Here is a 17,989-nt window from a genome sequence, read left to right as displayed (position 1 = left end):
CTCAGTTCGCCAGCACCCTCGGCGATGGGAAGGTGATCTCGACCAGCGTGCCCTCATTCGGCGCCGAGTTGATCGAGAAGGTCGCCCTGTTGGCATCGACCATGGCCTTGGTCAGCGGCAGGCCAAGGCCGGTGCCGTCGCCACGTTTGCGGGCGTTGGTCGAAACCTGGCGGAAAGGTTTCATCGCCTGTTCCAGCTCGCTGCGGGTCATGCCGACGCCGGTGTCGCGGATGCGCATGACGACGCTGCCATTGCCTTCGTAAGACGTGGAGACGACGATCTGACCGCCCGACGGCGTGAAGCGGATGGCATTCGACAGGATATTCAGCGCGATCTGCTTGATCGAGCGCAGGTCGGCGACGACGTTCGGTACGGATTGCGACAGCGCCGTGCGGATGATGACGCGCTGGCTGTTGGCCTGCGGCTGCACCAGCGATACGGCTTCGGCAATTGCCTCGTTGAGGCCGACCGCGGAAAATTCCAGGTCCATCTCACCGGCTTCGATCTTGGAGATGTCCAGGAGATCGTTGACGATGTCGAGCACATGCCGGCCTGAGCGGCCGATATCGGTAGCATATTCGATATAGCGGGAATGACCGATCGGCCCGAAGCGTTCGCCGGCCATCATGTCGGAGAAGCCGATGATGGCGTTGAGCGGCGTGCGGATCTCATGGCTGACGCGGGCGAGGAAATCGGTCTTGTGGGCATTGGCGGTTTCGGCCGCGCGCTTGGCGTTGCGCAACTCTTCCTCGGTGCGCTTCCATTGCGTAATGTCGCGGATGACTGCGCAATAACCGTTCGAGGAGTTCAGCCGCCCCATGGTCATGAACAAGGGGACGAAACCGCCCGATGCCTCGCGGCCGATCACTTCGCGGCCGTCGTTCAGCACGCTTGCCACGCCATGGCCGGAGAGGCCGCCGAGATAGTCCAGCACAGCCTTCTGGCTCTCATGCGCAAAGAGCATGACGAAGGGTTTGCCGCGGGTTTCCTGGTCGTCATAGTTGAAGAGCGCGCTGGCCGAGCGGTTCATCGAGCGAATCTCGCCCTCCTGGCCGATGATGACGACCCCATCCGTTGCCGTTTCCAGCGTCGAACGCAGCTCTTCGATTTCGACCTGCAGCTTTGCGAGTTTTTCGACCATGCGTTCCGGCCGCGCTTCTTCCGGCACGGGCTCGGGCGCCGGGGCTTCGCTCTTTTCGAGCGGCATCAGCGCCAGCATCAAAGCGGTGCCGTCTTCCCAACGGACTGACTGCAGCCGCGCGGTAACGGGCACGAGCGTGTCGTCGGCGCGCACTACCATCATCGTCCCCGGCCGTTCGGTCTTGCCTTCGAGGTCATGGCGCTGCAGCAGCGCATCCAGCCCGCCGACATGCTCCAGGTCCGTGAGGCTTTCATAGCCGGTCAGCCGCAGGAATTCCGGAGTGCCGTGGATCAGCCAGTCGCCGGCATGGATGAGAATGGCAAGGGGCAGTTGATCGACGATCTCGGCCGACAGCCCATCGCGCATTTTCACGCGGGGCGGAATGGCGGTGCTCAAGACTTCCAGCGGATCGACGTCCCCTTTCGGCTCGCCGGCAGCTTTTGATTCCTGCAAGTCGGAACCAGTAACCTCTTTCGTCTCGGCCGTAGCCGCCGGCATATTCGCTTCGGATTGTGCGGTTTCACTGCTTTCCGGCTGATCTTCGGCATGCGGCCGCTTTTCGGCTGCATGGTCGTCGGCCGGCGCTTCGACGGCATCGGACAAAACCTCATCCGCCGCATTCGGCTGCGGAGAAATGTCCACCACCTCTTCGGATTGTTCCATGCTTTCAGGCTGACCGCCCGATGTCTCGGCACGTTTGCCGAAGGGGTCGAGCTGACGGGCGATTTCGCGGAAGGCCGCCTGTTCGCTCAGCGACAAGCTGCCTGGCGTCTGTGCGCGGCGCTCGTGCAATCGGATGATCTTGTCGGATTCCCGGCGGTTCGGCGTCTCGGCGATCGTCAGGGCCGGCGGCTCCTCATCCCGGGGAGAGAACTCCTCCGTTGCCCCGGATCCTGCTTCGCGAGCAGTCTCCTCGTCTGCGGCAACATTTTCCTCCATCGCGTCCTGCAGCGCTTCCTCGGCAATCGCCGGCGCAGCCGTCTTCACTGCTGGCTCTTCAGCCAAGCCCGGCGTCGGCGCTGCCTGCTTTTCGTCGCCGTCCAGCGTCAGGCCGAGCTTCATCGGATCTTCGATGGCATCGGAGAGGCGCACGACGCCGAAGCCTCGGAAGCCGTCGAATTCGCGGCTGCGCGTATAGGTCGGCAATGCGGCCAGATCGACCGGCACCACTAGGCTGGTATTTTCCACCGGCCAGTAGATCGTCCGGCCCGACCACGTATCGCGCCGCGCCAGAAGCTCGGCGATCTTGCCGTCCGGATCGAGATTGAAATGCCTGGCGATGTCAGCGAAGGCAACGCCGGTTACTTTCGTGGCATGCGGCCCTACGGCTTCGGCGAACTCGCGCGAGACTTCGCTGAAGCGGCCTTCGGCGTCGATCCGCCAGACGAAACGCGTAGCGCGGCCGCTGCGCTTGAAGGTGAACTCTTCCGACTGGTCGATTTCCGGAACGTCAGCCTCGGCCGCCACCGGCTCAGTGCCTGCCACCGCGTCCTCCGCCTGGCTTTCTCCGGCGCTGCGCAGCAGATCATCATCGGCCTCCGGGACAAGCTCGTCGGCATGCGCAGCCGCCTCGATCTGTTCGGGCGTCGCGCCGTCCATCGTCACCAACGCGTCGATGTCCTGACCGAGGGCATCTGCGTGCGCATGCACCACTTCATGGTCGGCGCCAGACATTTCCGGCGTGTGCTCGACTTCCTCGATATCCGCCACCGCATCGATGACATCGGGGGAGGGCACATGCTCGGCAGGCGCAGCCTCGGTAATAGGTGTTTCGTCAGCCGCTGTCTCGAGTTCCTTCCGCGCCTCTTCCGCTTCCGGCTCGATCGCGCCGCCTGTGGCTGAGGCGGCAGATGCGTCAGCCACGAGGCTTGCCGTTGGATCGAGATTGTCGGCTGCGGTCTCGACGACGAAGAGCAGATGCAGGGCAGGGATTTCCGACAGCTTGCCGACGGCGGCGGGTAGATAGCCGTGGCCGGTCGGGATCGGCCGCTTGATCAGCCGTTCCGCCTGGGCGCCCGCCATGGTCGTCAGCATCCTTGCGGTCTGCGGCGTCACGCCCAACGCATCGAAGCGAGCGGAAGCGGCGATAATTTCCCCGTCGCGGCCGATCACGGCCATATGCGTATCGGGGTCGTCGAAGCCGTCGATCATCCGCTTCGCACTTTCCGCCGCGGCCAGCGGCTTGGAGGAAACCGGCGAGGAAAACAGGATCGCCTCTTCGCCCGCCTGAACCTGGATGATTTCGACTGCGGCGTTAACGACCGCGCGCTGGAAGCCGGAGGCCATGCGGATCAGGAAGGTGCGCTGGTCGCCGACCGCGCCAAGTCCGCGCGCCGTCGCCTCGATCTGGCGGAAGGAGACGTCGCCGGCCTTCGGTCCCTGGTCGAGGAAATCATAGATGATATCGTAGCCGAAAAGATTAGCGCCAGCGCCGTTGGCCCAGAGCACGCGATCCATGCCGGTCGAAAACAGCACCATGGCTTCGCCGCGCGCAAAACGCTCCCGAACGCGGGGGTGCACGGCAATGTCAATGAATGGGTACTGAATTGCGGGCATGTTCCGACCTGTTTTGCGGGCGTGATCGCCTCTCTTACTTTAACGCTTTATTAATAACGGCGCCCCGGTTTCAGGTCCAGCGAAGGCCCAGGTTTTTGACTGGAAGGGTTAACGTGTTGTGCATCGCAAAAAATATGTTGCACTGCACAATAGTTTATATTATATAGGGCTCAATCAATTCACCAAGGGCGCCTCTGAGGAGGGCCCATATAGGAGCGCTATCATGGCTACTGTAAAGAAAGACGACGTTTTTTCAACGGCTGCATTCGACCCTTCCAAGCTCTCTGAATCCTTCCGCGACTTCGCGGAAAAAGGCGCTGCCCAGTCCAAGGAAGCCTTCGCCAAGATGAAGACGGCTGCCGAAGACGCTGGTAAGACCCTCGAAGCCACTGTGCAGACCGCCCAGGCCGGCTCCGTGGAAATCGGCCTCAAGACCATCGACGTCCTGCGCACCAATGCCGAAAGCTCGCTGGCGCACATGGAAGCTCTGCTTCGCGTCAAGTCGGTCGCCGAACTCTTCGAACTGCAGACCTCCTTCATCCGCAAGCAGGCTGAAGTAACCGTCGAGCAGGCCAAGTCCATTCAGGAAACCACCAAGAAGGTCGCCGAAAAGCTGGCAAAGCCGGCCAAGGACGCCGCTGAAAAGGCCATGTCCTCCTTCAAGGTCGCTTAATCTTTCCAAGCCTCCCAAGACCAGAACGTCTCGCTTTCGGTAAAACACTGAAAGCGGGACGTTTTAATTTCAGGATCATGGTGCATTCGTCCGAATGCGATGTGATCTTTGGAAACACGTCATACCCAGCTTTTTCATATTGCGGGGAGATAGGACTTGAAATAATTTCAAAGTCCTCGTATGTCACCCCCGTTCGCGGCGACGCGAGCATGTGCGGTTGTAGCTCAGTTGGTTAGAGCGCAGGTTTGTGGCACCTGAGGTCGGAGGTTCGAGACCCCCCAACCGTACCATTTCTCCCCATTGATTGGACGAAAGCAGGAAGCCGGCATTAGTCGCAGGCTATTTCTTGTCCTGAGGCTTCTTTGCGACATGTCCCGGTGAGATCGGATCGCTCGCCGGAAAAGTCTCCTCAAGCGCCTCCTCAAGATAATCGTCCTGTTCCTTGCGTTCCTTCTCGGTCAGATTCGGCTTCTTCTTCTCGCTCATGACCTTCGCTCCTTCGACGTTCCAAGAATACTAGGCCAAGGCTCGCCCTTGTCCAGCGCGGCCTCACCCCGTTCCTAGAACGTGATCCGGGATACGATCGTGGCGCGGCCGCGGGGTGGTATTGCGGGAGTTTCGGGGGAAACCCTGAATGTCCTTCTGGCGGCAGGCCGGGCCGCGCCGGGGATGGCTTTTTCGACTGCCGCAACATCTTCGGCGCTGACCTTGGAGGCGGCGCAGGCCCCCTTCTTTTTCCAGAGGTTTTCAGCAATGCTGCTGCCGACCGCCGCGGTGATGGCCGTGCCGGCCACATCGTTGCGCTGAACCTTGTTCGCTTTCACCATCCCCTGGATGGCTTCGCCGCGGATCTCCGCGGAATCCTTGAACGACACGTTGCGCACTTGGTCGAACCGTTTGTCGTTCTCGCCATCGACGATGCAATGGTGCGCCGTGAACATCCAGTCGTGGATCATGTAGGCCGGGGCATATCCCCATGGCGACAAGCCCTTGAAGACCTGGGCGATCTTCGGGATGGAGCCGCCGTCCGTATACATCAGGCCGGGCTGGATCTCGGCGCCCGGCAGGGAGCTGTCGGCTCGGCGAAAGGTGAGGGGATCGGCGGGATCCGGCACGAAAACGAACTTGCCGTCGCCGCTGGAATTTCCCTCTCCGACCCACATCACGAACAGGCTGCCGGTCAGCGTTGCCGGAGCGAGCTTAGAAAAATCGATGGTCGTGCATGCGCTGAGACCGATGGCAAGCGCCGCGAAGAATACTCCGGCTTTCAACATCAAGCGCCCCCTCGGACTCTGCCTGGATGAAAACGAAAGTCTGCTGTTCTACTTATGCACGAACCGGCGCCATGCGCAAATGAAGCGGCAGTCAGGCCGAGCCGGAGAGACCGGTCGCGTCCTTCCTGATGAGTGGCGGGATTTCCTTTGGAACCGTGCCAGCTCGCCGCCGTTCTGTTCATGTCAGTAACAAGACGGAAGGAACTGGCCATGTCCGTGCCACGCGAGCCGATTCCCGACAAGCCGCCGATGCCGGGTCCCGGCTGGACACCGGAGCCGCCGATAGAGGAGCCGGATCCCGATAGGCTGCCGGATGAATTTCCCGTTCCCAATCCCGATGAGAACGAAGAGCCGCCGAAGCACGCCTAATGCATGTCGCGCAAAAGTGTGCGGCGGTTTTGCGAACGACATGCAAAAACAAGGAGCTAAAGCGTGGGAGCGAATCTGAAAGATCGCGACGAGCTTTAGAGGCCCGACGCGGCTTCAGAAAAACATACGCCTTTCCTCGCTCACCAGCTCCTGCAGAAAGTCCGCGACGGTGCGTACCCGCACCAGATCGCGGGCGCTTTCGTGATAGGTCGTCCAATAGGCGCGTTTGATGGAGACATCGGGAAGGATGCGGGTCAGCTCCGGATATTGCTTTGCGATATAGTCGTGCAGGATGCCGATGCCGGCGCCGGAACGTACCGCCTCCGTCTGGCCGATGGAGGTAGAAATCTCGAATGACGCATCCCAGCTCCGCATGATCTCGCCGGAAAAATTCAGCGATGCGGTAAAGATCAGGTCTTCGACATAGCCGATGCGGGGGTGCAATTTCAGCGCCTCGACACTGTCGGGCAGGCCCGCACGGTCGAGATAGGCCTTCGAGGCATAAAGGCCGAGCGTATAGTCCGTCAGCTTGGACGAGATCAGGCGACCTTGTTCCGGACGCTCCAGCGTGATGGCGATATCCGCCTCGCGCTGCGACAGCGAAAAGGAGCGGGGCACCGGCACCAATTGGATGCGCAGTTCCGGATAGCGCGCAATCAGCCGCCCCAGACGGGGTGCGAGGAAGGAGACGCCGAAACCGTCGGGCGCGCCGATGCGCACCGTGCCGGTGATGGCGCTGTCGAGATGACCGACACTCGCCTGGGCGCGCAGCATCTCGGTTTCCATGCGCTCTGCCGCATGCAGGAAGATTTCGCCCTCGGAGGTCAGGTCGCACCCGTTGGTGCGGCGCACCAGCAGCCGCGTCTTCAGCCGCTCCTCCAGTGTCGTCACTCGCCGGGATAGCGTCGCGTGGTTGACCCCAAGCCTTTTCGAGGCCGCAAGGATTTGTCCCGTGCGAGCAACCGCGAGGAACATGCGGACATCATCCCAATCCATATGCACATCCAGGACTTCAATTTCTGCACAACGGTTGCTTATAACAGCTCATTGATTTGTGCAAATTGAAGTGCGATCCTGTCATCATTCCAGAAAACGAGGAGGCACATCCATGCAAGAGATCGGTCATTTCATCGGCGGCAAGCACGTCGCCGGCACCAGCGGCCGCACGAGCAATGTCTACAATCCGGCAACCGGCGAAGTTCAGGCGACGGTCGCGCTCGCCAGCGTCGAGGAAATGCGCGCCGCCGTCGAAAACGCCAAGGCCGCACAGCCGAAATGGGCCGCCACCAATCCGCAGCGCCGCGCCCGCGTTTTCTTCAAGTTCGTCGAACTTTTGAACCAGCATATGGACGAGCTGGCGACCTTGCTCTCCAAGGAGCACGGCAAGACGGTCGAGGACTCCAAGGGCGATGTTCTCCGCGGCCTGGAAGTTTGCGAATTTGTCTGCGGCATTCCGCATCTGCAGAAGAGTGAGTTCACCGAAGGCGCCGGCCCGGCAATCGATATGTATTCCATCCGCCAGCCGGTCGGCATCGGCGCCGGCATCACGCCGTTCAATTTCCCGGCGATGATCCCGATGTGGATGTTTGCACCAGCGATCGCCTGCGGCAACGCCTTCATCCTGAAGCCGTCCGAGCGCGATCCGTCCGTGCCGCTTCGCCTCGCCGAACTGATGATCGAAGCAGGTCTGCCGGCCGGCATCCTCAACGTCGTCAATGGCGACAAGGGTGCGGTCGACGCTATCCTGACCGATCCGGATATTGCTGCCGTTTCCTTCGTCGGCTCTACGCCGATCGCCCGCTACGTCTATGGCACGGCGGCGATGAACGGCAAGCGCGCGCAATGCTTCGGCGGCGCCAAGAACCATATGATCATCATGCCCGATGCCGACATGGATCAGGCCGTCAACGCCCTGATGGGCGCTGGTTACGGTTCGGCCGGCGAGCGCTGCATGGCGATCTCCGTTGCCGTTCCGGTGGGCGAGGAGACCGCCAACCGCCTGGTCGAAAAGCTGGTGCCGAAGATTGAGTCGCTGCGCATCGGGCCTTACACCGATGACAAGGCCGATATGGGCCCGCTCGTTACTAAGGATGCGTATAACCGCGTCAACGGCCTCATCGACCGCGGTGTCGAAGAAGGCGCCAAGCTCGTCGTCGATGGCCGCGGCTTCAAGCTGCAGGGCTATGAAGATGGCTATTTCGTTGGCGGCACGCTGTTCGACCACGTCAAGCCTGAGATGGATATCTACAAGACCGAAATCTTCGGGCCTGTCCTCTCCGTTGTCCGCGCCAAGAACTACGAAGAAGCGCTCGATCTGCCGATGAAGCACGAGTATGGCAATGGTGTCGCGATCTACACCCGCGACGGCGATGCCGCCCGCGATTTCGCCTCGCGCATCAACATCGGCATGATCGGCATCAACGTGCCGATCCCGGTTCCGCTCGCCTATCACTCCTTCGGCGGCTGGAAGGCTTCCAGCTTCGGCGACCTCAACCAGCACGGCACGGATTCGATCAAGTTCTGGACCCGCACTAAGACGATCACAGCCCGCTGGCCGTCCGGCATCAAGGGTGGCGCTGAATTCGTCATGCCGACGATGAAGTAAGCTTCTCCGGTCTCGCCTGATACGAACCGCCGCTCAATTGCCGATTTGAGGCAGATTTGGGCGGCGGTTTTTTGTTGCGGTTATTTTCTGCTGAGTCATCTTGCTGGATGGTGCGTTTTGTTTTAGAACAAAACGAGAACAACCGGAGGACGGAGCGATGTCCGTGACCTATCAGATCGACTATCTCGAATTTCCATCGACCGACGGGCTGAAGACCCGGCGCTTTTTCGAGGAAGCTTTCGAATGGAGCTTCGTCAGCTATGGTCCGACCTATCACGCCATCGAAGCGGCCGGCATTGACGCCGGCATTCAGGGCAACGCGGCAGAGGCCACCGACGCGCCGCTCCCTGTCGTTCGCACGACGGATTTGGAAGCGGCACAGCGCGCCGTCGAACTCGCCGGCGGCGTCGTCACCCGGCCCGCCTTCGACTTCCCCGGCGGCCGGCGCTTTCACTTCCGCGAGCCTGGCGGCTGCGAGATGGCGGTCTGGGTTTCGGTGAGCTGAAGGCGGGCCGTTGGGTGTGGCATTGAAGTCGCAGTTCTGGCCCTAGTTGCGGCGAGCCGGCGCTGTCCGTTCTGATCGTCTATTTTCTCATTGCCTACCGCTGATTTTCCTGCTCTCAAATGCAGCTATGAGGCGAATTTTTTGCCTCGTGATGCAGCCGACGATACGGCAATCATGGGCCAGGGAGATTTCAGCATGGCAGTTGTTGAAAAGAGCTATCCGATCGGGGAGAGCCGGGTTTTCCAGCGTGCATCGTTCACCGGCCGTGCCGCTGAGTATTTCGGTATTTGGATCGTCAATGTTTTGCTGACGATCATTACCTTGGGCATCTATTCGGCCTGGGCGAAAGTCCGGCGAAACCGTTATTTCTATGGCAACACCGCGCTGCTCGGGCACACATTCGAATATCACGCCAAGGGCAAGCAGATCTTTATCGGCCGCCTGATCGTCTTCGGCCTTCTCGTCGCATTAAATATCCTTTCGCATGTAGCACCGCTGGCGGTCCTGGCGATTTGGCCGGTGATGCTGGTGGTATTCCCATGGTTTCTCATGCGCGGCCTGAAGTTCAATGCGCGTGTGACGAGCTATCGCAACGTGCGCTTCGATTTCGTCGGGACCTATGGCGGCGCATTGAAGGCGATCTTTTTAGGTGCTCTGGTAACGATAATCTCGCTTGGGTTGCTGTCTCCGGTAGCAAGCCGGTGGTTCTACAAATATATCTTCGACAATCTGCGCTATGGCGATCGACAGTTCTCCACCGAGCCGCGATTGGGCGCGCTCTACGAGGCGTTCGTCACCGTAGTCGCGATTGTGATCGCGGGCATCGTAATCTTGGGGCTTTTTAGTGCTGTCGCGTCCGGTTTCGGCGGCAACTCGATGGGTCGGGGAATGGGTAGCATCAGCCTGTGGCATTGGATGATTGTGCTTATTATCCCGATTTACATAATCGCCGGCCTCTACTATCGCGCGGCGGTGCGCAACATCATCTGGTCGGCCGCAATGGTCGATCATCGCCATCAACTCAAAAGCGATCTCGGTCGTCGACGCTATGCGTGGATTGCGATATCCAATGTGATCGTCACATTTGCAACCCTCGGCCTGATGCGTCCCTGGGCGGCGGTGCGCCTGCAACGCTATCTGGCCGAGCACACCGCCATTCATGTCGACGGCGAGATCGGCGTCGTCTTCGACCAGATCCGCTCGACCGGCGGCGTCATCAGCGCGGAATATCTCGATGTCGACGGTTTCGACTTTGGTTTCTGATCCGGCATCAATTGCCACGGGCACCTGGCATCCGCCCCATTCCAGCCGGGCGGTTGCCGCCCGGCTGGTTGATATCGGCGGTTCGCTCACCGTGCTCTCGGACGAGGATGACGAGAAGGACAAGCGCCTCGCCTGGGGCATCCGTTCCGATATTGAAATCAGCCCGCGTGTCGGCTCCATTCCGCGACGCATCGTTTTCGGCAACGAGTCGGTGTTCGAAACGCGCGATAACGATGCCGTCGACGCCTATCTCCAAAGCCGCGGCGAAGGGCGCAGCGGTTTCGTGCATCGGCTGGAGATCGTTCGCCCACGCATGATCGCCTTCGCCATTGCGACGATCGTGCTGGCATCGACCATTTATCGCTATGCCTTGCCGGCGCTGGTGGAGGTCGCCGTGCTGGTGACGCCGCCCGTTGTGCCGGAGATGATGTCTGCGGGCACGTTGAAGACGCTGGATCAGGTAACGCTCAGCGCGAGCAGGCTGCCGGAAGCCAAGCGTAAGGAAATCACCGATCAATTCGAAAAGATCGCTACCCATGCGGAAGGTGGCGTCGGGCGATATAAGCTGAATTTTCGCGACGGCGGTGTCATCGGCCCGAATGCTTTTGCGTTGCCGGACGGCAATCTGGTCCTGACCGACGAATTGGTGCACCTTGCGGACGGCGATACGGAAATGATTACCGCCGTTCTCGGCCACGAGATCGGCCACGTCGAATACAAGCACAGCCTCCGCCAGCTTTACCGCGCCGCTGGCGTCGCCGGTCTGGTCTTGCTGATTGCCGGCGATGTCGGTTCCGGCGTGCAGGATATTTTGACCCAAGGCGGCGGCCTATTGGCGCTTTCCTATTCCCGCTCGGCCGAAGCCCAGGCGGATCGCCGTTCGGTCGAGCTGATGCAGGAAGCGGGCATGGACCCGACAGCGTTGTCGCGCTTCTTCGACATTTTGGAGACCAAACTCGACGATCATTCCAGCACCAGCATGCTGTCGACCCATCCCGGCACGCCGGAACGCAAGCAGGCTATCCTCGATTACGCCAGGGAGCTGCGGGCGGGGCAGGGAGCGACGGATACGCGTTTGCCGTAAGACGACTGGCGACGAATATCCCCATCAGAATAACGTGAATGTGATTTTCATATTTTGGAATTGTTCAAAACTACGAAAGGCACTATATACCAGTCGAACCGTCCCATACGGCCTTGATTCTAGGAGATCGGCATGCGCTTGACCAAGCAGACCAACTACGCAGTGCGCATGCTCATGTATTGCGCCGCCAATGAAGGCAACTTGAGCCGCATCCCGGAAATCGCGAAAGCCTACGGTGTTTCCGAGCTGTTTTTGTTCAAGATTTTGCAGCCGCTCACCAAGGCTGGTCTCGTCGAGACCGTGCGTGGCCGCAATGGCGGCGTGCGTCTGGGCAAGCTGGCGGCCAACATCAGCCTGTTCGACGTTGTCAAGGTGACCGAAGATAGTTTCGCGATGGCGGAATGCTTTGAGGAAGGTGTCGTGGAGTGCCCGCTGGTCGATAGCTGCGGCCTGAATTCGGCGCTGCGCAAGGCGCTCAACGCCTTCTTTGACGTGCTGACAGAATATTCGATCGACGATCTCGTCAAGGCTCGTCCGCAGATCAATTTCCTGCTCGGTCTGACCGAGAACGATCACAGGGCGATCGCCAAGAAGCCGGCGATTGCGGCGCCGGCCGCCTGACGCCTGAATTTGCGCAATTCTTCAATCCGCGGTCACCTTGAGGTGTCCGCGGATTTTTCGTTTGTAGGGTCGGGGAATTCGCTGCCAATCTTAATATTTTTCGAAGAGGCAAGCGCAAAATTATCCAGATTGCGTCAAAAAGGGGCGCGATTTCGTCAGATTATTACCAATCCCAGACCATTTTTAGCTTAAAATTTCCAAACTCCAAAATTTGGAAAAATTTTAGGCGGAGCGTGTTGCTTTCATACATTAAATAGCGTTCCATCGGCGCGATCCGGATAGGAACCTATGGGGATCCACGGCTTCAAAAGAATAACAAACCTGGGAAACGATATCATGAAAAAGATCTCTGTCCTGCTGGCAGTGACAGCCCTGACTTCGGTTATGGCGACGTCCGCCTGGTCCAAAACGCTTGTCTATTGCTCGGAAGGGTCGCCGGAAGGTTTCGATCCGGGGATTTATACCGCCGGTACCACCTTCGATGCCTCTTCGCGTACGGTCTACAGCCGCCTCGTCGAGTTCAAGCACGGCAGCACCGAGGTTGAGCCGGGCCTCGCCGAAAGCTGGACTGTTTCCCCTGACGGTAAGGAATACACCTTCAAGCTCCGCAAGGGCGTGAAGTTCCAGACCACCGATTTCTTCACCCCGACGCGCGATCTCAATGCCGACGACGTCGTCTTCTCGTTCGAGCGTCAGCTCAAGGAAGACAGCCCGTGGGCCAAGTACGTCGCCGGCGGTTCCTATGAATACGCTGCGGGCATGGGCTTCCCGAAGCTCATCAAGTCGATCGAGAAGGTTGATGACCTCACGGTCAAGTTCGTCCTGAACCGTCCGGAAGCGCCGTTCATCGCCGACCTCGCCATGGACTTCGCATCGGTCCTGTCGAAGGAATACGGCGACAAGCTGCAGGCCGACAAGAAGATGGAACAGATGAACCAGCAGCCGCTCGGCACTGGTCCGTTCACCTTCGTCGCCTATCAGCCCGACGCCGTCATCCGCTACAAGGCGAATGAAACCTACTTCAAGGGCAAGGAAAAGATCGACGATCTCGTCTTCGCGATCACGCCGGACGCATCGGTTCGCGCGCAGAAGCTGAAGTCCGGCGAATGCCAGATCATGCCTTATCCGAACGCCGCCGACATCAAGGATCTCCAGACGGACAAGAGCCTGAAGGTTCTCGAACAGCCGGGCCTGAACGTCTCCTATCTCGCCTACAACACGCTGGTCGCTCCCTTCGATAAGGCCGAAGTGCGCAAGGCGCTGAACATGGCCGTCGACAAGCGGGCGATCGTCGACGCCGTCTTCCAGGGTTCCGGCTCGGTCGCCACCAACCCGATCCCGCCGACCATGTGGTCCTACAACAAGGACATCAAGGACGATCCGTACAACCCAGAAGAAGCCAAGAAGATGCTCGAAAAGGCTGGGGTCAAGAACCTCAGCATGAAGATCTGGGCGATGCCGGTTTCGCGTCCTTACATGCTGAATGCTCGCCGCGCTGCCGAGCTGATGCAGGCTGACCTCGGCAAGATCGGCGTCAAGGTCGAGATCGTCACCTATGACTGGGCTCAGTACCTGAAGCTCTCCTCCGCCAAGGACCGCGATGGCGCGGCCATCCTCGGCTGGACCGGCGACAACGGCGATCCGGACAACTTCCTGGACACGCTGCTCGGCTGCGATGCAGTCGGCGGTAACAACCGTGCCCAGTGGTGCAACAAGGAATTCGACGATCTCGTGAAGAAGGCCAAGCAGACTGCCGACGTCAAGGAGCGCACCAAGCTCTACGAACAGGCGCAGGTCGTCTTCAAGCGCGAAGCTCCGTGGATGACCATCGACCATTCCGAAGAGTTCATTCCGATGAGCTCCAAGGTTTCCGGCTACGTGCAGGATCCGGTCGGCGTTCACCGCTTCGATGGCGTTGATATCGCCGAATAACGGACACGCTCTGAAATACCCGGTCGAAAGCCGGGTGAAACCGGCGGTCAGGCAACATGCTTGACCGCCGGAAAACTTTGGACATCTGCCATGTTGCGATTTCTTTTCAGCCGCCTTGCAGTGCTGATCCCGACATTCCTCGGCGTATCGATCGTCGCCTTTTCTTTCATCCGCCTGCTTCCCGGCGATCCCGTCATGCTGTTGTCAGGCGAGCGCGTCATGTCGCCGGAGCGTCACGCCCAGATCTCCCATGATCTCGGCTATGACCAGCCGCTGGTCGTGCAATACGGCCACTATATCTGGAGTGCCTTGCACGGTGATCTCGGCACTTCGATCACCACTAAGCGCGATGTGCTGACCGACTTCCTGACCTTCTTCCCGGCAACGCTGGAACTGTCGATCTGCGCCATGATCCTTGCGATCTGTCTTGGCATTCCGGCCGGCGTCTTCGCCGCCGTCAAGCGCGGCACGTGGTTCGATCAGAGCGTGATGGGCGTCGCCCTTGTCGGCTATTCCATGCCGATCTTCTGGTGGGGCCTGCTGCTGATCATCGTCTTCAACGGCTATCTGCATTGGACGCCGGTTTCGGGCCGCATCGGGCTCATCTATTTCTTCAAGCCGATCACCGGCTTCATGCTGATCGACAGCCTCCTGTCCGGTCAAAAGGGCGCCTTCTGGTCTGCTCTGAATTCGCTGATCCTGCCGACCATCGTGCTCGGCACCATTCCGCTCGCCGTCATCGCGCGGCAAACGCGCTCGGCCATGCTCGAAGTTCTGGGCGAGGATTATGTTCGCACCGCGCGCTCCAAGGGCCTCGCGCCGCTGCGCGTCGTCTCCGTGCATGCCCTGCGCAACGCCATGATCCCGGTCGTCACCACCATCGGCCTGCAGGTCGGCGTGCTGCTCGGCGGTGCCATCCTGACGGAAAGCATCTTTTCCTGGCCGGGCATCGGCAAGTGGATGATCGACGCCGTCTTCAAGCGCGATTATCCTGTGGTGCAGGGCGGTCTGCTGCTGATCGCGGGCATTGTCATGCTCGTCAATCTCGCCGTCGACCTGCTCTACGGCTTCATCAATCCACGCATTCGTCACTAGGAGCGGCCCATGAGCACGGTAAGTCTCAAATCCGACCGCCCCTCCGCTCTTGCGGAGTTCTGGTACTATTTCTCGCGCAACAAGGGCGCCGTCATCGGGCTGGCGATCTTCGTCTTCGTCCTGTTCCTGGCGATCTTCGCCGGCGTCGTCGCCCCGCATAATCCGGATGCCGCCTATGGCAGCGCCATGCAGCGCCTGCCGCCCGCCTGGGCCGAAGGCGGCAATGGCAGCTTTCTCCTCGGCACGGATGCCAATGGTCGCGACCTTCTCTCGCGCCTGATCTACGGCACGCGGTTTTCGCTGTTCATCGGTCTGGTGGTTGCCTCGCTTTCGGCGCTCGCCGGCATCCTGATCGGCCTCGTTGCCGGCTATGTTCGTGGCCGCACCGATACGATCATCATGCGCATCATGGATATCATCCTTGCCATTCCCTCGCTGCTGCTCGCCTTGGTACTGGTGGCGATCCTGGGGCCTGGCCTGACCAACGCCATGATCGCGATCTCCATCGTCAACCAGCCGCATTTCGTCCGCCTGACACGTGCCTCGGTGCTTGCCGAGCGTGACAAGGAATATGTCATCGCCTCGCGCGTCTCCGGCGCCGGCCCGCTTCGCCTGATGTTCAAGACCATCCTGCCGAACTGTCTGGGGCCGCTCATCGTGCAGGCGACGCTCGCCTTTTCGGCCGCAATTCTCGATGCCGCCGCCCTCGGCTTTCTCGGCCAGGGCGCGCAGCCGCCGACACCAGAATGGGGCACGATGCTCGCGGATTCGCGTGAATTCTTCCAGAGCAACCCATGGCTCGTCACTTTTCCCGGTCTGTGCATCCTGATCACGGTTCTCGCCATCAATCTGATGGGTGACGGCCTGCGCGATGCCTTCGACCCGAAGCTGAAGAGGTCGTGATGCCGCTTCTCGATATTGAAAATCTCACCGTTGAATTTCAGACCGCGTCGGGCCTGTTCCGGGCAGTGGACGGCGTATCGCTCACCTGCGACAAGGGTGAAATCCTCTCGATTGTCGGCGAATCCGGCTCCGGCAAGTCGGTGTCCATGCTCGCCATGATGGGGCTTCTGCCTTGGACGGCGAAGATTACCGCCGATCGCATGACATTCGACGGCAAAGACCTGCGCGGCATCTCGTCCCGCCAGCGCCGGAAGATCATCGGCAAGGACATGGCGATGATCTTCCAGGAGCCGATGTCGAGCCTCAATCCGTGCTTCACGGTCGGCTTCCAGCTCGGCGAGACCCTGCGCATCCACATGGGTCTCGACCGCAAGGCGCGTCGTGAGCGCTCGATCGAGCTCTTGAATCTGGTCGGTATCCCGGCGCCCGCGGACCGCTTGTCGAACTACCCGCACCAGATGTCCGGTGGTATGAGCCAGCGCGTCATGATCGCCATGGCGCTCGCCTGCAATCCGAAGCTTCTGATTGCCGACGAGCCGACCACCGCGCTCGACGTGACCATCCAGGCACAGATCCTCGATCTTCTCGCGCGCCTGCAGAAAGAACAGGGCATGGCGCTAGTGCTGATCACCCACGATATGGGCGTGGTGGCCGAAACTGCCGAGCGCGTGCAGGTGCAATATGCCGGCCAGAAGGTCGAGGAGCAGCCGGTCAAGGCATTGTTCCGCGATCCGCATCATCCCTATACGGCCGCACTTCTCTCGGCTCTGCCGGAGCGTGCCGTGGTCGGCGAGCGCCTGCCGTCGATTGCCGGCGTCGTGCCCGGCCAGCATGACCGCCCCACCGGCTGTCTTTTCGCGCCACGCTGCTCGTTTGCAACGCCGGCCTGCGACCGCGGCGTAAAGCGGCAGGGCGCGGAGCTCGGCGTGGCACTCTGCAACTATCCATTGGAACACGGCAAGCCGCTAGGCCATCCCGGCGTTGCCGCCACGCAAGCAGCAGGAGGCCGTTGATGACGGGTGCTGTTCTCGAAGGGCGTGATCTCGCCCGTTTTTACACCGTCAGGCGCGGCGCCTTCAAACCGGAGGCGACCGTCAAGGCGTTGAACGGCGTCAGCTTCAGCCTGCAGTCCGGCCGCACGCTCGCCGTCGTCGGTGAATCCGGTTGCGGCAAGTCGACGCTCGCCCGCCTGGTGACGATGATCGAAGACCCGACGGCGGGCGAATTGCTGATCGATGGTAAGCCGGCTAAGCTTGGCGACAGCAGCCTGCGCAGCGCCGTGCAGATCGTCTTCCAGAATCCTTACGGCTCGCTCAATCCGCGCCAGAAGGTTGGCTCCATCCTCGAGGAGCCGCTGAAGATCAACACCGATGATGATGCCGCCACGCGCCGCCGCAAGGCCGAGGAGATGATGGCGCGCGTCGGTCTGCGCCCGGAACATTACGACCGCTATCCGCACATGTTCTCCGGCGGCCAGCGCCAGCGCATCGCCATCGCCCGCGCATTGATGCTGCGGCCGAAGGTGCTGGTGCTGGACGAGCCTGTCTCCGCGCTCGACCTGTCGATCCAGGCCCAGGTGCTGAACCTTTTGATGGACCTGCAGAAGGAGATGGGTCTCGCCTATCTCTTCATCTCCCACGGTCTTTCGGTCGTTCGCCATATCGCCGACGATGTGATGGTGATGTATCTCGGCCGCCCGGTCGAGACCGGCACGGCGGAGGAAGTCTTTACCCGTCCGCGCCATCCCTATACCGCCGCGCTGCTGTCGGCGACGCCGATCGCCGATCCCGAGCGCGAGAAGAACCGCATCCGCCTGCAGGGCGAATTGCCGTCTCCCCTCAATCCACCAACCGGATGTCACTTCAATCCGCGTTGCTGGCGTGCGCAGGACAAGTGCCGGCAGGTGACGCCGGAATTGCTCGGCGACGGCACGCATAAATTCGCCTGTTTCTTTCCGCTGGATTGATG

At 60.5% G+C, this 17,989-nt stretch carries 16 protein-coding genes and 1 tRNA gene; 13 read left to right on the top strand and 4 right to left on the bottom strand.

Translation table 11 applies throughout. The features are described 5' to 3' along the window. Position 1: 1 nt before the first annotated feature. On the bottom strand, positions 2 to 3,697 hold the full coding sequence (locus ACXHXG_RS03840) for an ATP-binding protein (protein WP_457898532.1): 3,696 nt from the start codon (positions 3,695 to 3,697) through the stop codon (positions 2 to 4). A gap of 223 nt (positions 3,698 to 3,920) precedes the next feature. On the opposite strand from ACXHXG_RS03840, the gene ACXHXG_RS03835 reads away from it, so the two are divergent. Together ACXHXG_RS03835 and ACXHXG_RS03830 are read left to right on the top strand one after the other, a co-directional pair. Continuing rightward, positions 3,921 to 4,370 carry a phasin gene (locus ACXHXG_RS03835; RefSeq protein WP_283049204.1) on the top strand — a complete coding sequence of 150 codons (450 nt, stop codon included), beginning with the start codon at positions 3,921 to 3,923 and terminating at the stop codon, positions 4,368 to 4,370. A 213-nt stretch (positions 4,371 to 4,583) separates the two neighbouring features. Beyond that, positions 4,584 to 4,660, top strand: a tRNA-His gene (locus ACXHXG_RS03830). A gap of 49 nt (positions 4,661 to 4,709) precedes the next feature. On the opposite strand, the gene ACXHXG_RS03825 is transcribed toward ACXHXG_RS03830, so the two are convergent. Beyond that, positions 4,710 to 4,856 carry a hypothetical protein gene (locus ACXHXG_RS03825; RefSeq protein ID WP_199773518.1) on the bottom strand — a complete coding sequence of 49 codons (147 nt, stop codon included), beginning with the start codon at positions 4,854 to 4,856 and terminating at the stop codon, positions 4,710 to 4,712. Positions 4,857 to 4,930: 74 nt separating this feature from the next. Continuing rightward, positions 4,931 to 5,644 (bottom strand): hypothetical protein, encoded by a 714-nt coding sequence (locus tag ACXHXG_RS03820; RefSeq protein WP_457898531.1) that lies wholly within the window; start codon positions 5,642 to 5,644, stop codon positions 4,931 to 4,933. 210 nt (positions 5,645 to 5,854) lie between these two features. On the opposite strand from ACXHXG_RS03820, the gene ACXHXG_RS03815 reads away from it, so the two are divergent. Next, the gene (locus ACXHXG_RS03815) at positions 5,855 to 6,013 is read left to right on the top strand and encodes a hypothetical protein (protein ID WP_199773519.1); all 159 of its coding nucleotides are present in this window, start codon (positions 5,855 to 5,857) and stop codon (positions 6,011 to 6,013) included. A gap of 114 nt (positions 6,014 to 6,127) precedes the next feature. Here ACXHXG_RS03815 and ACXHXG_RS03810 read toward each other — a convergent pair whose 3' ends face one another. Further along, positions 6,128 to 7,009: a LysR family transcriptional regulator gene (locus ACXHXG_RS03810; RefSeq protein WP_283049209.1), complete on the bottom strand. Its 882-nt coding sequence runs from the start codon at positions 7,007 to 7,009 to the stop codon at positions 6,128 to 6,130. Positions 7,010 to 7,121: 112 nt separating this feature from the next. On the opposite strand from ACXHXG_RS03810, the gene ACXHXG_RS03805 reads away from it, so the two are divergent. The 10 genes from ACXHXG_RS03805 (at position 7,122) to ACXHXG_RS03760 (ending at position 17,987) form a co-directional block, all read left to right on the top strand. Continuing rightward, positions 7,122 to 8,618, top strand: coding sequence for a CoA-acylating methylmalonate-semialdehyde dehydrogenase (locus tag ACXHXG_RS03805; RefSeq protein ID WP_457898530.1), 1,497 nt, complete (start codon positions 7,122 to 7,124; stop codon positions 8,616 to 8,618). A 157-nt stretch (positions 8,619 to 8,775) separates the two neighbouring features. Continuing rightward, a complete protein-coding gene (locus ACXHXG_RS03800) occupies positions 8,776 to 9,123 on the top strand; it encodes a VOC family protein (protein ID WP_104822063.1) in 348 nt (115 codons plus the stop codon). Between the two features lie 195 nt (positions 9,124 to 9,318). Then, a complete protein-coding gene (locus ACXHXG_RS03795) occupies positions 9,319 to 10,386 on the top strand; it encodes a YjgN family protein (protein ID WP_457898529.1) in 1,068 nt (355 codons plus the stop codon). Continuing rightward, complete coding sequence (locus tag ACXHXG_RS03790) at positions 10,358 to 11,470, top strand: M48 family metallopeptidase (protein WP_457898528.1); 1,113 nt, start codon at positions 10,358 to 10,360, stop codon at positions 11,468 to 11,470. The genes ACXHXG_RS03795 and ACXHXG_RS03790 overlap by 29 nt, the downstream gene beginning before the upstream one ends. Positions 11,471 to 11,602: 132 nt before the next feature. Next, positions 11,603 to 12,091 (top strand): iron-responsive transcriptional regulator RirA, encoded by a 489-nt coding sequence (gene rirA / locus ACXHXG_RS03785; RefSeq protein ID WP_457898527.1) that lies wholly within the window; start codon positions 11,603 to 11,605, stop codon positions 12,089 to 12,091. A 336-nt stretch (positions 12,092 to 12,427) separates the two neighbouring features. After that, entirely contained in the window at positions 12,428 to 14,023 is a 1,596-nt protein-coding gene (locus ACXHXG_RS03780; RefSeq protein ID WP_104824990.1) for an ABC transporter substrate-binding protein, read from the top strand. Between the two features lie 90 nt (positions 14,024 to 14,113). After that, positions 14,114 to 15,118, top strand: coding sequence for an ABC transporter permease subunit (locus ACXHXG_RS03775; protein ID WP_283049220.1), 1,005 nt, complete (start codon positions 14,114 to 14,116; stop codon positions 15,116 to 15,118). Positions 15,119 to 15,127: 9 nt separating this feature from the next. Further along, positions 15,128 to 16,021: an ABC transporter permease subunit gene (locus tag ACXHXG_RS03770; RefSeq protein ID WP_104822068.1), complete on the top strand. Its 894-nt coding sequence runs from the start codon at positions 15,128 to 15,130 to the stop codon at positions 16,019 to 16,021. Further along, positions 16,021 to 17,034 (top strand): ABC transporter ATP-binding protein, encoded by a 1,014-nt coding sequence (locus ACXHXG_RS03765; RefSeq protein WP_104822069.1) that lies wholly within the window; start codon positions 16,021 to 16,023, stop codon positions 17,032 to 17,034. Before ACXHXG_RS03770 ends, ACXHXG_RS03765 begins: the two co-directional genes overlap by 1 nt. Beyond that, positions 17,034 to 17,987, top strand: coding sequence for a peptide ABC transporter ATP-binding protein (locus tag ACXHXG_RS03760; RefSeq protein WP_104822070.1), 954 nt, complete (start codon positions 17,034 to 17,036; stop codon positions 17,985 to 17,987). The genes ACXHXG_RS03765 and ACXHXG_RS03760 overlap by 1 nt, the downstream gene beginning before the upstream one ends. Positions 17,988 to 17,989 lie beyond the last annotated feature (2 nt).

The organism is Rhizobium sp. LEGMi-198b, from assembly GCF_054114205.1.
The sequence above is the reverse complement of the archived record's forward strand: the minus strand, read 5'-3'. Positions and strand labels throughout refer to the sequence as shown.

Coding starts and splice junctions, on each gene's coding strand:
- ACXHXG_RS03840 (WP_457898532.1), bottom strand. CDS start 3,697: ATGCCCGCAATTCAGTACCCATTCATTGACATTGCCGTGCACCCCCGC.
- ACXHXG_RS03835 (WP_283049204.1), top strand. CDS start 3,921: ATGGCTACTGTAAAGAAAGACGACGTTTTTTCAACGGCTGCATTCGAC.
- ACXHXG_RS03825 (WP_199773518.1), bottom strand. CDS start 4,856: ATGAGCGAGAAGAAGAAGCCGAATCTGACCGAGAAGGAACGCAAGGAA.
- ACXHXG_RS03820 (WP_457898531.1), bottom strand. CDS start 5,644: ATGTTGAAAGCCGGAGTATTCTTCGCGGCGCTTGCCATCGGTCTCAGC.
- ACXHXG_RS03815 (WP_199773519.1), top strand. CDS start 5,855: ATGTCCGTGCCACGCGAGCCGATTCCCGACAAGCCGCCGATGCCGGGT.
- ACXHXG_RS03810 (WP_283049209.1), bottom strand. CDS start 7,009: ATGGATTGGGATGATGTCCGCATGTTCCTCGCGGTTGCTCGCACGGGA.
- ACXHXG_RS03805 (WP_457898530.1), top strand. CDS start 7,122: ATGCAAGAGATCGGTCATTTCATCGGCGGCAAGCACGTCGCCGGCACC.
- ACXHXG_RS03800 (WP_104822063.1), top strand. CDS start 8,776: ATGTCCGTGACCTATCAGATCGACTATCTCGAATTTCCATCGACCGAC.
- ACXHXG_RS03795 (WP_457898529.1), top strand. CDS start 9,319: ATGGCAGTTGTTGAAAAGAGCTATCCGATCGGGGAGAGCCGGGTTTTC.
- ACXHXG_RS03790 (WP_457898528.1), top strand. CDS start 10,358: ATGTCGACGGTTTCGACTTTGGTTTCTGATCCGGCATCAATTGCCACG.
- rirA (WP_457898527.1), top strand. CDS start 11,603: ATGCGCTTGACCAAGCAGACCAACTACGCAGTGCGCATGCTCATGTAT.
- ACXHXG_RS03780 (WP_104824990.1), top strand. CDS start 12,428: ATGAAAAAGATCTCTGTCCTGCTGGCAGTGACAGCCCTGACTTCGGTT.
- ACXHXG_RS03775 (WP_283049220.1), top strand. CDS start 14,114: ATGTTGCGATTTCTTTTCAGCCGCCTTGCAGTGCTGATCCCGACATTC.
- ACXHXG_RS03770 (WP_104822068.1), top strand. CDS start 15,128: ATGAGCACGGTAAGTCTCAAATCCGACCGCCCCTCCGCTCTTGCGGAG.
- ACXHXG_RS03765 (WP_104822069.1), top strand. CDS start 16,021: ATGCCGCTTCTCGATATTGAAAATCTCACCGTTGAATTTCAGACCGCG.
- ACXHXG_RS03760 (WP_104822070.1), top strand. CDS start 17,034: ATGACGGGTGCTGTTCTCGAAGGGCGTGATCTCGCCCGTTTTTACACC.